The following is a 13,626-nucleotide window of genomic DNA, read 5'->3' as shown; positions in this document are numbered from 1 at the left end:
TGCCGGCCAAGCCAACTGGCTCAGACCGGGGCAACGCTCGGCTCGGGGTGGACGACCTCGAAATCATCCTCACCCTCGATGCCGATGATCGCCCAATCGTAGGGCGGTTTGGCCGACTGAAGATACGATTTGAGCGCGTCCGTACAATCCATCCACGTCACAAAACAGCGGAGACGGGGGCCGCCTCCCTCGCCGTACTCGATCATTTCGCCCGGCTCTTTGGCGTCGTCCGCACAGAGCGGTGTCACCTGGACGCGCCGCCATTTCCGCTCGGCCACGAACTCGCTGCCGCGCTCCTCGATGGCGTAGCCGAGCCCTCTGAACACGTTTCGGGCTTCCTCAGTCGGTGGTATGGTAACAGTGGCCATCCACGTGGGGGTACGGCAGTATCCATGATAAAGCTTCCCACAGTTTCGGTACGTGCCGCAAAACTGGGTCGTTGGTGGGTCGTTCGTGGCTTATTCGCGGTCGGGTTCGGGTCGCCTGCTCGACGCCGTGTCGTCGTCGCCACTCGGCATCGCTCATGGCTCACTCGTGGGCGGCGTCCCACTCGTCGGGTTTCCGAACGTTCTCACAGGCGTTGCAGACGATCCGCCCCATCGTGTCCATCGCGTTGTCGAAGCCCTCACACCCACTGCAGTAGTAACCCCAGCGGTCAGTGCCAGCCTCGTCCTCGTAGACCGGATGAAACGGACCGACGGAGCCGCGTTCGGCGTCGTTCCTGTCGATGTAGACCGTCTCGCCGTCCTCGGTCGTCGCCGCGTCGAGATCCATACGGAATAACGTGGGTCGGCCGGTTTAGCTCTAGTCCCGAACGAGCGGGACAGCAACCGTGGACACAAGGACTTATTCAGATCGCCACCTCACCCACCGGTATGACCGATTACACTACCGTCTCGATCCCGAAGGAACTCGGCGACCGCGTCGAAGAAACCATCGAGGGAACCAGCTTCACCTCGACGAGCGACCTCGTCCGGTTTCTGCTTCGCAGCATCGTCATCCAACAGCAGCCCGACGGGAGCCTCACCGAGGCTGATTTCGACGAAGTGACCGACCAGCTTCGGGACTTGGGCTATCTAGAATAGGTCACCGCGACTACTCGATCCGTTCGACCGGCGGTTCGGCGTCCAGCGTGACCAACTCGACGGTCGCACCGCTACGATCGAAAGCGGCGACGGTGTCGGCGTCCCACGGCGGCGTCGCCACCAACACGACGCCGGCCAGATCGTCCTCCTTGCTGACCCCGAGCGGGCCGGTCGGGTGAGAGATGAATCGGGCCTGCGCGCTGCCGGACGGCGTCCCGAGATCGACGCCGAAGACCGAACTCACGGAGCCGCCGGCCTCGGGCAGGTAGAAGTGCGTGATGACCGGGGTGTCGTCGTCGATGTCGGGCAGCCGGTCGTCGTCGCCCGCGAGGTCGCCAGCGGGCGTTGCCGCCAGCGGGACGTTGGCTTCCCCCGGCTCGCGGTCGGCGGCGAATTCGATGAGGACATCGAGGAGCCCTTGGGTTACAAAAACGGCCACTGGTCAGCCCATGATGAACTGCTTGGCGGTCTTGCCGTAGAGTTCGATCGCGTTGCTCTTCGAACTCGCTAAGGCGGCATCGAGCGCGGCCGCAGCATCCGACAGCACGCCGGCACCGTGACCGACGAGGATCCGCTCGGGGTCGTACCGTTCGAGCGTCTTCGGCGGCATCAGCCGCAACATGGGGTGAACGCCGAGGACCTCGTCGTCGGCAAGGAAATACGACGCCGTCCCGACGGATTCGGGGACGACGAGCGTACCGGTGTCGGGGTTGTAGAGGCCGACCTCCTGCCACGGCGGCAGCGACGACTCCCGGATCACGAACGACTCGAAGCCGGAGTCGCCGAGTTCGCCCGCAAACCGGGTCACTGGCGCGTCGAGTTTGCTGGCGACGCCGCTCATCCACCGCGGGATGTACACCTCGGTATCGTGGCGGCGGGCAATCGCGGCCGCATCACGCTTGTGGCGATCGAGACAGACAACGACGCCGGCGACAGCGTCGGTGCCGGCGTCCGCGGCAACGTCGGCGATTAGGTCGTCAAGCCCCGGCGCGTCAACGGGGTCGATCAGCCAGATGCCCTCCTCGGTCGCCAGGGCGTGGCTCGCGCGTTGCATCGTCTCATCGGGGTAGGCGATCCAGCCCACACCGCCGTCGAAGCGGTCGATCTCCGTGAGGCTGGCCGTCCCGCTTCCTTTCATCGGCATGCACGCTCGTTGGGGCTGCGGACGCTTAAAAACAGCCACGCCGTCGCTGCCGCCCGCGCCAGCGGCCGTTACATGCCAGCCACGGCTGCGACGACCGGTGCGTAGCTATATGCCGTCGGGGTTGCAACCGACCGATAGCAGCATGGCCGGCTCGGCACCCACTGACGACATCGTCGGAAACGGCTCCGAGGAGATCGACCCCTCCGAGACGACGATCGAGAGCCTCTTTGCCGACCTTCGTGCGCTGACCGCCGAGACGAGCGCGCCGACCGCGGCGGCGGAGACCCGCGACATCAAACACCTGCTGGCGGAGGCCTACGAGCGTGGCCTGCTCGACTCCGAGGTGCGGGAGCTACAGGCCCGAGACGCCGCCGAAGCCTTCGTCGGCAGCGTCATCTTCGCCTCGCCGCTGTTGGTCGAGGATGGCGTCTTCGATATCGGCACTCACCTCTTCGAATCCACCGTCGCCGGTGTGCCGATCTTCCTGATCGCCAACACGCTGTTCGTCGTGTTGATGACCTACGCCCTCTTGGAGTGGACCGGACGAAACCAGGAGGAGACGACGGTGGTCCTCCGGAGCCTGCCCGTGCGCGTGGTGATGATCCTCGTCGTCTCTTTCTTCGTCGCCGCCGTGTTGATGACGGTCTGGGGGCGGGTCAACGGCTGGGCTGACCCCGTTGAGGCCGTCGCGCGGATCAACGTGATCTGGACTGTCGGCTCGATCGGGGCCGCCCTCGGCGACATCCTCTCGGAAAACGATCCCGCGCCAAGTGTGGGCCCACCGGCCGCGACCGGCAGGAACGCGAGTGGGGCCACAGCGGCCCGCGAAAAACCACCCACGGCGGGGCTACCGGATGCGGTTGACGAGTGGGCCGACGGCGAACTCGTCAGCGCGATCAACGCGGAGTTCGACGATCTGGAATCCGTCGTCGACGAACGCGACCGCGAGGCGGTCAACCGCATCCGTGAGGAGACGGTGCAAGCTGCCCTCGACGACGGGTTCGGCGACCGCATCCAGAAGTATACGTCGCGGGACATCGCCGAAGCCTTCGTCGGCAGCGTCTTCTTTGCGATTCCATTCCTCGTCGAGGACGGCGTCTTCGAGATCGCCGGCTTCTTCCTCTCGGTTCGGCTCGGCGGCGTTCCCGTGGCGTTCGTGCTCAACGCGGCGTTCGTCCTGTTGATGATCCTCGCGTTGGTCTACTGGGCCGGCCCCCAGGACGTGCGGGTCAACCGCCCGATCTTCGGGCTCATTCCCCGCCGACTCGTCGGGATCGCCGTCGTCTCCTTCCTGACGGCAGCGGCGTTGATGACGCTGTGGGGCCGGGTCGACGGCTGGCGGGAGCCGGTGGTCGCGCTGGCGCGGATCAGCGTCGTCTGGACGGTCGCCTCCTTCGGCGCGTCGCTCGGCGATATCCTCCCCGGAGAGAGTTCAGGGGCCGACATCAACGACGACCTCGCTGCCCTCACTGACGGGGGCGACTCGGCCGGCAGGAGCGACTCGGTTGGCGACAGCAACGAAGAATAAACCTTCGGGGTCGTCAAGAGTCAGAAACTCAGTGCGATCTTGATTTTCTCCATCGTCCGGCCGAAAAGCGTCCGGACGCTCGCGCGGCGTTTGAACAGCAGGGCACCGCCGATTACCAGATACACGACCGTGTACGCATAGAGGAGGTCAGTACTGAGCGCGGTCGCCGCCGGCTCGGCGACAGTCCGGATGATGTAGAACTCGGCGAGTACCTGCGAAGCAAACAGCACAAGCAGGCCGATTGCCTCCCGCATGCTGATCTCGAAGTTGGCGAGGATACCGATAGCGAAGAGGCTCTGGCCGGCGGTGATCCAGATTTCGGCGGCCTGTTTGGAATCAAAGGGGAGTGTCCCGACCGCGCCCGCAGAGATCGAGTAGACGACNGCNAGCGTNCCGATNAGNAGCGTCCACTGGTTCAGNTTCGAGGAGATGAGCGNGTTGAAGCCGGCNGTCGNNCGNGCCTTGTTGACGAGGTAGGCGACGACGATGAGNTCNGGNNNCTCGGAGGCNAGCGGNGCGANCCACTGNATCATGAAGAACTCGGGGATGCCGTACTGCAGGCCGATCTGTTCGAGCCCCTCGGCAAAGGGGTGGACGGCAGTGAAGATGATCGCCCCCGAGAAAGCAAACCCGAGGATCACGAAGGCGACACGTTGCGGTTTCGGCAGGGCCTGGAAGTAGGCCGGAACGCCGATCCTGGCTTCGGGTTCGACGACCATCCCGCGGATCGCAACGAGGAGATACAGCAGGTAGAGCCCGACGAGGACGACCGTATCGACGGGGCCGATGCCGCCACCAAGCGGGATGAAGAACGCAAAGACCGTCGCCGCCAGCAGAAAGGTGATCTCCGTCGCAATCCCGCGGTCGAGCGTCACCACGTCGGCCAGCAAACCGGGGCGATCCTCAACGGCCGTATCGCGGGTCTGTTTCGCGCGGTAGACCGTGAACAGCGCGATGCCCGACCAGCCGANGCCGANGAGGATNCGGTTCGCGCCGGTCATGTTNGCNACNGCGAGGTTNNCNGCNTNCNNCGAGGCGGGCGNGNCNGGCNCCGCNCCGGCCTNCCAGGCGTACAGCGCGTCNACGGCGTACTCGGGGGCGACCGCCAGCACCGCCAGCACGGCGATCGCAAACGATTGGGGGACATCCTTCTCAGCAGTTTCGGCCGCCCACGCGAGCAGGAACGCCGCGCCGAGGATGGCCAGCCCGCCGATCAGGCCAGCCATGACCGGGGAGATGTTCTCGCCCGGATGGACAGTGTCGTAGCCGCCGTAGGAGAAGAACGTGTAGAGCCACGGAACCGTGAGGGCGACGACGAGGGTGACTGCGACCAACGGATGGCGAAGTCGATCACGCATACCTATCCCTCAGTGGCGACGTTTCTATCCCTTGCGTTCTCGGTCGTCGGTGACGGCGGGGAGCTATCGGTTGCAACGGAGACCCGTCGCTGGCAACGAGGGGTCGCCGGCGGTCGAACGGCACGGCTCACAGCCGGTCGGTGTTGATCGCGGTTTCCGGCGGCGTGACGATCAAAAATTCTCGAAAGTGCATGAGTTCGCCGCCCATCTCCTTGATATCGCGGGCGAAGCCGGCGGCCAACTCGTTGAGGTCGCCCTCGATGGCGAGGACCAACACGTTGCCCTGCGTGACCGCCTGCACCCACTCGGTGCCCTCCGTCTCGCCGTTGAGTACGCCCAAGACGACTTCGTCGCTCGGCATGTCGTCGAGTTGGGCTTCCGCTTCCCGGAGGTCGAGGTCGAAATCAGCCATACAGGCCGGTTCGCCGGGCGGAGTAAAAGCGTTCGGGGGTTCGATCGCGGATACCGTGCAGCGTAGTGCGATTGGATTGAGAACACCTCGAAAGCCCCCGGCGGCTCGGCTCCCGGGACTCGCTGCGCTCCTCGTCGTTCGCGCTGCTCACTCCTGCGGTGCTTGCATCGTCCGGGTTCGCCGACCCGCCGGCCCCTTTCAGTCCCTCCGCGTTGGCAAGCCAAGCAGCCGCAATCGGGTGGGGCTTTCGAGATGTTTCCAGTCTCCTCGGTTGGTTTGAACACGACCTCGACGCGAGCAGCCGCACACAGCGCGGTACCTGTGGGATTTAGTAGCCCCCGGGTGCAGGTGTCGGGCACGCGCACATGGCGTCCGATAGGATCACTCCGGCGGGGGTTCGGAAAAACGACTATATGCAGCTCAACGGGGACCGGCTGCGCAAAAAGACGATTCCCGACGACTGGATCATGTGTCAGGTGGTCGAATGCAAGGCACTCGACGGCGGCGACTACCGGATCGAGTTGCGGCCGATCGACGGCCAGAGTTCGGGGCCGGTGACGAGCTTCACGCTCCACCTCGGCGAGGGCGACGACGGGCTGGCGGTCACAGAAATCAGCTATATCTCGCGGATCATGCACGGGAAAAACATCGCCGAAATCGCCGACGATAGCCATACGCCGGTCGTCGAACACTTTCAGTATAGTGGCGAATTATAACCGTACGTGGCCGCAGAGCCGCTTGGACCGAGGATTTATTTTCGTCCAGACCGTGACAACTGTTGTCATGTGCCACCATGTAGATATGGCCATCGACTGGGACGAAGTCGAAACCGAATCCGAGTCACGGACACGAACGCTTGCATCGCACGACACCGAAGAACCGGAACTCGACGCCGAGGAGTCGCCGGGAGAAGTCGCGCCGCCGGCTGACGACTGAGCCCCGGCCGCGAGAAGTCCCGACGACAGCATCGAAGTAGCGACCGAGGGTCGCTAGCGCGCTGTCTCAGTCGCTACGTTCTCGCCACACCCGTTCGGACAGCAGTTTGAAGTAGTCGACTGTTGAACCACCTGTCAGAACCGTGACCCTCCACTCGACACTGAAACCAATAGCGACGATCCGCGGCGAGGGATTGGTTCGCGGAGTGGTCGATGACTGAACTGGCCGTCGGGACAGTCATCGGACTGGTATTTTGGGTAACGCTGGTGCTGTATGGCTTTTCCTCGTTCTGGTGGCTTCTCGAAGTGACAGTGCTGGCCACCGGCTGGCAGGCCGACAATGAGAGTGAAATCCCTCTCGACAACATTCAAGTGCGAATTTTGACCTACAACTCGCCGTCGACCGTGCAGGTGACAGCCAACTCGGTGCCGACCGGAATCGGCGCGACGAAAGTGATCGCCGAAGCCGAGATGGATATCGACGGCGCGGATGTCCACGTCGTTCCCGAGGACTTCGAGAGCGCGGCCCAAAAGAAAGGCCGAGCGATCGAATGGGCACGAAAGCATGTCGAGTGCGAGCAGGAGTATATCCTGTATCTCGACGAGGACAGCATCATAGTCAACTTCGAAGGGTTGCCGGCGGCTGATCTGATCCAGATCAGCGAACACCCGCTGCGAACCGGGTCGTGGTGGGTGTATCTCTGTGAAGTCTTCCGGGTCGGCTACCAGCGCGAACAACGGGCGTTTCACCGGATGGCGTACCCGCTCTATGCGTGGGGCGGAGCCGTCGCCGTCCGGCACGAACTCGAAAACGAGGTCACGTGGGACGTGCCGACGATCACCGAGGACACAACCTACATCTGGCGGGCCGCGAAGTACGTCGATCAGCAGGGCGGCAAGTTCGAATACCGACTGCTCAACAGGCGGTTTCGGAATCAGGCCCCGCCAACGATCCGCAGCATGTTCAATCAGCGACGACGGTGGATGTCCGGTACCTTGCGGGATATGTACCGCCTCCCCAAGCGGTATCTCCCGTTGCAGTTCGCACGGATCATCACGTGGACGCTGTCGCCAGTGATCCCGCTGTTGTCCGTGTTGGCGTTTCTGTATCCCGAGTTCGTGCCCCAACACGAGCTCTATTGGATTACCTCGATCGGCCTGTTCAGCATGCTGTTCGTGTATATGATCGCCGGATTGATCGAGTACAAAAAGTATCCCGAGGTGTGGCCGATCTATCTGGTGTTGACACCGATCGTCGTGGCACTCCACGCAGTCGGCGCGTTTTGGGGGCTACTACGGCCGGCAAAAGACTTCAAAATCACCGAGAAAACGCCGGGACGTGCGACAAAGGAGCAGCCGGAGCGTGCGAGTGCCGAAACGCTCGCAGATATGAACCCAGACTTTGATGCAACGGTTATGCAACCGAACGAACCAGAAGAGACAGACGAGCCCTCGTCGTCAGCGAACGACTGAAACTGCTGCTATCCCCACGTATCGCCGCCAGCGTACTCGTCGACACAACTGCAGGTATCGAAACCAAGTGCGGCGTAGACGCCACAGGTGCCAGTCAGCGCACCCGTGCCGAGAACGATGGCAACGAGACCGAGGCCACCCATGGCTGCCAGCGTCGCCAGTGTCTGTGGAACTGACGTATAGAGCCACACGATAGCACCGAGGGCAATCGGCGTCAGGAGGGCTCGGACGATTCGATCACGACGACCAACGTTTGTTTTTCGACCGCTCATACCAGCTAGTACGCCGTTCAAATGTATAAACCAACCGTATAGAGACCATCTACCTGTTGTATACCGACGGTCGAAACTGCACATTTCGGCAACAAGCGAGGAGACTCACAGTTTGTGAGCCATATGTAGGAAGGGCTGTCAGCGCAGTTATTGCGGCTTGGTAACTTTTCTCGTGGTTTTAGCAAGTCTGATTGGACACTTGACTTATTTTACCCCGTTCGGAGCGATGGGTTTATTACTCATGTAGCCACTTACTTCGGGTACATGTCTCACCACGACACGGAGGACACGTCGGATTCCCCGGCGGATCGAGTTCTTCGAGGGCACATTGACTAACACTGACGAAATAGAGTCAGTACGAATTTTCGACACGACGCTGCGTGATGGCGAACAGTCACCACGCACATCGTTTGATTACAACGACAAACGCGCCATCGCCGAGCTGCTGGACGAGATGGGCACCCACGTCATCGAGGCTGGGTTCCCCGTCAACTCCGAGCCGGAGTTCGAGGCCGTCTCGGACATCGCGGCGGCAACGTCGGCGACGACCTGCGGGCTCGCCCGCGTTGTCGAGAAGGACGTCCAAGCGGCGATCGACGCTGGCGTGGACATGGTGCACGTCTTCGTTTCCACGAGCGACGTGCAGTTGCAGGACTCGATGCACGCGAGCCGCGAGGAGGCCGTCGAGCGCGCGGTCGCCAGCGTCGAGCAGGTCCGCGATGCGGGCCTCGAGGTCATGTTCTCGCCGATGGACGCGACCCGGACNNACGAGNCGTTCCTNGTCGANGTCGTCGAGGCNGTCNNCGAGGCNGGNNNCGACTGGATCAACATCCCCGACACCTGTGGCGTCGCAACCCCCTCGCGGTTTGCGAAGCTCATCAGGCTCGTCGGCGAACACACCGACGCCCGGATCGACGTCCACACCCACGACGACTTCGGGCTGGCNNCCGCNAACGCGNTNNCCGGCTNCGAGGCCGGCGCCCACCAGGCGCAGGTCTCGGTCAACGGCATCGGCGAACGCGCCGGCAACGCGGCCTTCGAGGAGGTCGTCATGTCGGCCGAGAGCCTCTACAACGTCGACACCGGCATCGACACGACACGGATCACCGAGTTAGCGAAACTCGTCGAAGAGAAATCGACGATTCCGATCCCGGTCAACAAAGCGGTCGTCGGCGACAACGCCTTCGCCCACGAGAGCGGCATCCACGCCGCGGGCGTCATGGAGAACACCGACACCTTCGAGCCCGGCGTGATGACCCCCGAGATGGTCGGGGCGTCCCGCGAGTTCGTCCTTGGCAAACACACCGGCACCCACTCGGTCCGGAAACGCTTGGAGGAACTCAACTACGAGCCAAGCGACTCCGAGGTCCGAGCAGTCACCAAACTCGTCAAAGAGTTCGGGGCCGAGAAGGAGCAGGTCACCGACAGCGTTATCGCACGCTTCGCCGAGGAGGTCGGTGTCGCCGAAGCCGATTCCGAGGAGGTACGGGTCTAATGCCCGTCTCCCGCTTGTTTGCACCCGGTGAGCGACAGCCCCAGCCAGCCGACAGCGCGGCGACGGCATGGTCGTCGAGATCGAGCCGATCACCGGAAACGCGTAACTATTATAAAGAACCGTGTCATTTCTTCGGGTACGATGCCACAGCAACGACCTCTCGGCGCGGCGGTCGCCCGAGCCCGTGCTGTCGGCGTACGCGGTATTGTAGGGGTCTAACCCCGACTCCACTTTTCACCCCCATCTCCGGCGTTCGATCCACACCGACTGACGGTGTCGAACTTCCATCCACCCGACAGCAAACCATGCATTCACGACCACACACAACAGACCACGACCGACCGACAACAGGAGCAGGCCAATGAGCGAAACAGCCAAATCACCACCCGATGCCGACGAAGAATCAACAGCGGAGGAAGCGACCGCGGACGACGCGGCCAGTGAGGCCGACAGCGGGCGGACGCCCGTTACCGACGGCTCGACGGCCATCGTCCGTGCGCTCGAAAACGGCGGCGTCCAACACGCCTTCGGCGTCCAGGGCGGGGCGATCATGCCCGTCTACGACGCGCTGTGGGATTCCGACATCGAACACATTACGATGGCCCACGAGCAAGGCGCGGCCCACGCGGCCGATGCCTACGGCGTCGTCGCCAACGAGCCCGGCATCNNCNTNGCCACNTCGGGNCCNGGNGCGACNAACCTCGTCACCGGCATCGCCGACGCCNACATGGACTCCGACNCGNTNGTCGCNCTGACNGGCCAAGTNCCGANNGANNTNGTCGGNNNCGACGCCTTCCAAGAGACCGACACGACCGGTGTCACGATGCCAATCACCAAGCACAACTGGTTCGCCAGCTCCGCCGACACCATCGGCGACACCGTCGGCGAGGCGTTCGCGCTCTCGGAATCCGGCCGCCCCGGCCCGACGCTGGTCGACCTCCCGAAGGACGTGAGCTTCGAGGAGACCGACAACGAGCCCGGCGAGCCCGAGCTCCCGGCCGGCCAAGAGCCACCGACCACGGCCGACGAAGAGGATATCGATGCGGCCGCCCGCGCCATCGAGCGCGCCGAAAAACCGCTCCTCCTGCTCGGCGGCGGCGTCATCAAGGCCGAAGCCAGCGAGACCGCCCGCGAGTTCGCGCGCGAACACGGCATCCCGGTCGTGACGACGATGCCCGGCATCGGCAGCTACCCCGAGGACGACGAACTCTGTCTCTCGTGGGCGGGCATGCACGGGACTGGGTACGCCAACATGGCGATCACCCACACCGACTGCCTGATCGGCGTCGGCACCCGCTTCGACGACCGCCTAACCGGCGGCATCGATACCTTCGCGCCTGAGGCAGAGGTCGTCCACGTTGACATCGACCCCGCCGAAATCTCGAAAAATATCCACGCCGACTATCCCTGTATCGGCGACGCGGGGACGGTCCTCGACCAGTTGACTGAGGAAATGGAGCACGAACCGGACGCCCGCGAGTGGCGCGAGCAGTGTGCGACGTGGAAAGACGAGTACCCGATGGACTACTCGGTCGACAAGGACGCGCCGCTGCGACCGGAGTTCATCGTCGAAGCCTTCGACGANGCNACNGANGACNACACCNTCGTCACNANCGGCGTCGGCCAACACCAGATGTGGGCNNNNCAGTACTGGNNNTNCACCGAGCCGCGNACGTGGGTCTCCTCNCANGGGCTNGGNACGATGGGNTACGGCCTNCCCGCGGCCATCGGCGCGCGGTTCGCGGCCGACGACGAGCAGTCGGTCGTCTGTTTCGACGGCGACGGCTCCTTCCTGATGACGTGTCAGGAGCTCACCGTCGCCGTCCGCGAGGANCTCGACATCACNGTNNNCGTNNTNAACAACGAGTACGTCGGGATGGTTCGGCAGTGGCAGGACGCCTTCTTCGAGGGCCGCCACATGGCCTCCGATTACAACTGGATGCCAGAATTCGACAAACTCGCCGAAGCCTTCGGCGCGAAAGGCTGGCGCGTCAACGACTACGACGAGGTCGCCGACACCGTCGAAGCCGCCCTTGAGTACGACGGTCCGTCGGTCATCGATTTCCACATCGATCCCGACGCCAACGTCTATCCGATGGTCGCAAGCGGCGCGCCAAATGGCAAGTTCGCCCTCTCGGAGGACCAACTATGACGGAGAACCAACAGGGCCTGCAAGGGCCGCCACCGGAGGAACGCCCACACCCGGACGGCCGGCGCAACAGCCAAGGGATTCGGATCGACCCCGAGGTCGAGGCCGAACCCGAGAGCCGCACGGCGATGATCTCCGCGCTCGTCGAACACGAGCCCGGCGTGCTCGCCCGGATCGCGGGGCTGTTCTCCCGCCGGCAGTTCAACATCGAGAGCCTGACGGTCGGCCCGACGACCGTCGAGGGCAACGCCAGACTTACCCTCATCGTTGAGGAACCCGAACCCGGCATCGACCAAGCGAAGAAACAGCTCGCCAAGCTCAAGCCGGTCATCTCGGTCGGCGAACTCGAAAACCGGCCGATCCGCTCGGAGCTCGTCCTGCTGAAGGTCAACGGCGACGAGCCGGACAAGGTGCAAGCGGTCACCGAGATGTACGACGGCGAAACGCTCGACGCGGGGCCGGAGACGATCACGGTTCAGCTTACCGGCGAGTACGACGAGATCGAGGACGCGCTGGACGCCTACCGGCAGTTCGGCATCATCGAGATCGCCCGGACGGGCCCAACCGCCCTCGCCCGCGGGAGTACGCCCACGACGCCCGGCGAGAAGCCCGCTGCGGAGGCAACCGCCGTCGGCGTTGAAACCGACGGTGGCACCGAGAACGACGCGGCTGGCGACGGCGCGGCCGAAAGCCAAGCCGAAACCACCAACTAAGGGGGGCGTCTTTCCGGAGACACAATGGCAGACGAACTCGACGCGACGATCTACTACGACGACGACGCAGACACCGGCTATCTGGACGACGCCACGGTGGCAATCATCGGCTACGGCAGCCAAGGCCACGCCCACGCCCAGAACCTCAACGACAGCGGGATCGACGTGGTCGTCGGCCTCCGCGAAGGCTCGTCCTCGCGGGACGCCGCCGAAAGCGACGGGCTCGACGTGGCGACGCCACCCAAGGCGGCCGCCCAGGCCGACGTGGTCTCGATTCTGGTTCCCGATACGGTCCAGCCCGCGGTCTACGACCANATCNAGGACGNNCTNGANNCNGGCGACACGCTGCAGTTCGCNCACGGNTTCAACATNCACTACAACCANATCCAGCCNNGCGACGACNTNNACGTNACNNTNGTCGCCCCGAAATCGCCGGGCCACCTCGTGCGGCGGAACTACGAGGCCGACGAGGGCACGCCCGGTCTGGTCGCCGTCTACCAAGACGTGACCGGCGACGCCNANGAGNNNGNCCTNGCNTACGCGAANGNNATCGGCTGNACCCGCGCGGGCGTCATCGAGACGACGTTCCGCGAGGAGACGGAGACGGACCTGTTCGGCGAGCAGGCGGTGCTGTGCGGCGGCGTCACCAGCCTCGTCAANCAGGGNTANGAGACGCTCGTCGANGCCGGCTACNNCNNNGAGATGGCNTACTTCGAGTGCATGAACGAACTGAAGCTGATTGTCGACCTCATGTACGAGGGCGGCCTCGGCGAGATGTGGGAGTCGGTCTCCGACACGGCCGAGTACGGTGGGCTGACCCGCGGCGACCGCGTCGTCGACGACCACGCCCGCGAACAGATGGAGGAAGTCCTCGAAGAGGTCCAGGACGGCACCTTCGCCCGGCAGTGGATTCTGGAGAACCAGGCCGGCCGGCCGAACTACGACCAGCTGAAAACCGCCGAAGAAAACCACGAGATCGAGGGCGTCGGCGAGGAACTGCGCGGCCTCTTCTCGTGGGCCGACGAGTAAATACGGCTGCGGATACAGGAGTACACTAACATG

The 13,626-nt window shown here is 63.8% G+C and carries 16 protein-coding genes; 9 read left to right on the top strand and 7 right to left on the bottom strand.

The features are described from left to right. Positions 1 to 20 precede the first annotated feature (20 nt). Together EGH24_RS04355 and EGH24_RS04350 are read right to left on the bottom strand one after the other, a co-directional pair. Positions 21 to 368, bottom strand: a complete 348-nt coding sequence (locus EGH24_RS04355; RefSeq protein WP_142978950.1) for a DUF7116 family protein — start codon at positions 366 to 368, stop codon at positions 21 to 23. Positions 369 to 528: 160 nt separating this feature from the next. Further along, positions 529 to 774, bottom strand: coding sequence for a DUF5816 domain-containing protein (locus EGH24_RS04350; RefSeq protein WP_142978949.1), 246 nt, complete (start codon positions 772 to 774; stop codon positions 529 to 531). Positions 775 to 875: 101 nt separating this feature from the next. Between EGH24_RS04350 and EGH24_RS04345 the strand changes: the two genes are divergently transcribed. Next, the gene (locus EGH24_RS04345; RefSeq protein ID WP_142978948.1) at positions 876 to 1,085 is read left to right on the top strand and encodes a ribbon-helix-helix domain-containing protein; all 210 of its coding nucleotides are present in this window, start codon (positions 876 to 878) and stop codon (positions 1,083 to 1,085) included. A gap of 10 nt (positions 1,086 to 1,095) precedes the next feature. Here EGH24_RS04345 and EGH24_RS04340 read toward each other — a convergent pair whose 3' ends face one another. Both EGH24_RS04340 and EGH24_RS04335 read right to left on the bottom strand, forming a co-directional pair. Further along, entirely contained in the window at positions 1,096 to 1,524 is a 429-nt protein-coding gene (locus EGH24_RS04340; RefSeq protein WP_142978947.1) for a hypothetical protein, read from the bottom strand. 3 nt (positions 1,525 to 1,527) lie between these two features. After that, the gene (locus EGH24_RS04335; protein WP_185903232.1) at positions 1,528 to 2,229 is read right to left on the bottom strand and encodes a hypothetical protein; all 702 of its coding nucleotides are present in this window, start codon (positions 2,227 to 2,229) and stop codon (positions 1,528 to 1,530) included. A 142-nt stretch (positions 2,230 to 2,371) separates the two neighbouring features. On the opposite strand from EGH24_RS04335, the gene EGH24_RS04330 reads away from it, so the two are divergent. Then, positions 2,372 to 3,757, top strand: coding sequence for a DUF2391 family protein (locus tag EGH24_RS04330; RefSeq protein WP_142978946.1), 1,386 nt, complete (start codon positions 2,372 to 2,374; stop codon positions 3,755 to 3,757). A gap of 20 nt (positions 3,758 to 3,777) precedes the next feature. Here EGH24_RS04330 and EGH24_RS04325 read toward each other — a convergent pair whose 3' ends face one another. Together EGH24_RS04325 and EGH24_RS04320 are read right to left on the bottom strand one after the other, a co-directional pair. Then, on the bottom strand, positions 3,778 to 5,115 hold the full coding sequence (locus tag EGH24_RS04325; protein ID WP_142978945.1) for a sodium:calcium antiporter: 1,338 nt from the start codon (positions 5,113 to 5,115) through the stop codon (positions 3,778 to 3,780). 127 nt (positions 5,116 to 5,242) lie between these two features. Continuing rightward, positions 5,243 to 5,527: a DUF5779 family protein gene (locus EGH24_RS04320; RefSeq protein WP_142978944.1), complete on the bottom strand. Its 285-nt coding sequence runs from the start codon at positions 5,525 to 5,527 to the stop codon at positions 5,243 to 5,245. 413 nt (positions 5,528 to 5,940) lie between these two features. Between EGH24_RS04320 and EGH24_RS04310 the strand changes: the two genes are divergently transcribed. The 3 genes from EGH24_RS04310 (at position 5,941) to EGH24_RS04305 (ending at position 7,935) form a co-directional block, all read left to right on the top strand. Next, on the top strand, positions 5,941 to 6,243 hold the full coding sequence (locus tag EGH24_RS04310; protein ID WP_142978942.1) for a hypothetical protein: 303 nt from the start codon (positions 5,941 to 5,943) through the stop codon (positions 6,241 to 6,243). A 67-nt stretch (positions 6,244 to 6,310) separates the two neighbouring features. Beyond that, positions 6,311 to 6,463 carry a hypothetical protein gene (locus EGH24_RS15490; protein WP_221886708.1) on the top strand — a complete coding sequence of 51 codons (153 nt, stop codon included), beginning with the start codon at positions 6,311 to 6,313 and terminating at the stop codon, positions 6,461 to 6,463. A gap of 212 nt (positions 6,464 to 6,675) precedes the next feature. Beyond that, positions 6,676 to 7,935, top strand: coding sequence for a glycosyltransferase (locus EGH24_RS04305; RefSeq protein WP_142978941.1), 1,260 nt, complete (start codon positions 6,676 to 6,678; stop codon positions 7,933 to 7,935). Positions 7,936 to 7,943: 8 nt separating this feature from the next. Here EGH24_RS04305 and EGH24_RS04300 read toward each other — a convergent pair whose 3' ends face one another. Continuing rightward, the gene (locus tag EGH24_RS04300; RefSeq protein WP_142978940.1) at positions 7,944 to 8,207 is read right to left on the bottom strand and encodes a YgaP family membrane protein; all 264 of its coding nucleotides are present in this window, start codon (positions 8,205 to 8,207) and stop codon (positions 7,944 to 7,946) included. Between the two features lie 295 nt (positions 8,208 to 8,502). Here EGH24_RS04300 and EGH24_RS04295 point away from each other — a divergent pair, with 295 nt between their 5' ends. From EGH24_RS04295 to ilvC, 4 genes are all read left to right on the top strand, one after another. Next, a complete protein-coding gene (locus EGH24_RS04295) occupies positions 8,503 to 9,702 on the top strand; it encodes a LeuA family protein (protein ID WP_142978939.1) in 1,200 nt (399 codons plus the stop codon). A gap of 361 nt (positions 9,703 to 10,063) precedes the next feature. Further along, complete coding sequence (gene ilvB, locus EGH24_RS04290) at positions 10,064 to 11,854, top strand: biosynthetic-type acetolactate synthase large subunit (protein WP_142978938.1); 1,791 nt, start codon at positions 10,064 to 10,066, stop codon at positions 11,852 to 11,854. Further along, entirely contained in the window at positions 11,851 to 12,564 is a 714-nt protein-coding gene (gene ilvN, locus EGH24_RS04285) for an acetolactate synthase small subunit (RefSeq protein ID WP_142978937.1), read from the top strand. The genes ilvB and ilvN overlap by 4 nt, the downstream gene beginning before the upstream one ends. Before the next feature lie 24 nt (positions 12,565 to 12,588). Further along, positions 12,589 to 13,593, top strand: a complete 1,005-nt coding sequence (gene ilvC / locus EGH24_RS04280; RefSeq protein ID WP_142978936.1) for a ketol-acid reductoisomerase — start codon at positions 12,589 to 12,591, stop codon at positions 13,591 to 13,593. Positions 13,594 to 13,626: the final 33 nt, after the last annotated feature.

The organism is Halonotius terrestris (assembly GCF_006861665.1).
In the GTDB taxonomy this organism is placed as follows: domain Archaea; phylum Halobacteriota; class Halobacteria; order Halobacteriales; family Haloferacaceae; genus Halonotius; species Halonotius terrestris.
Note: the sequence above shows the minus strand (reverse complement) of the source record. Positions and strands in the feature narration are given on the sequence as shown.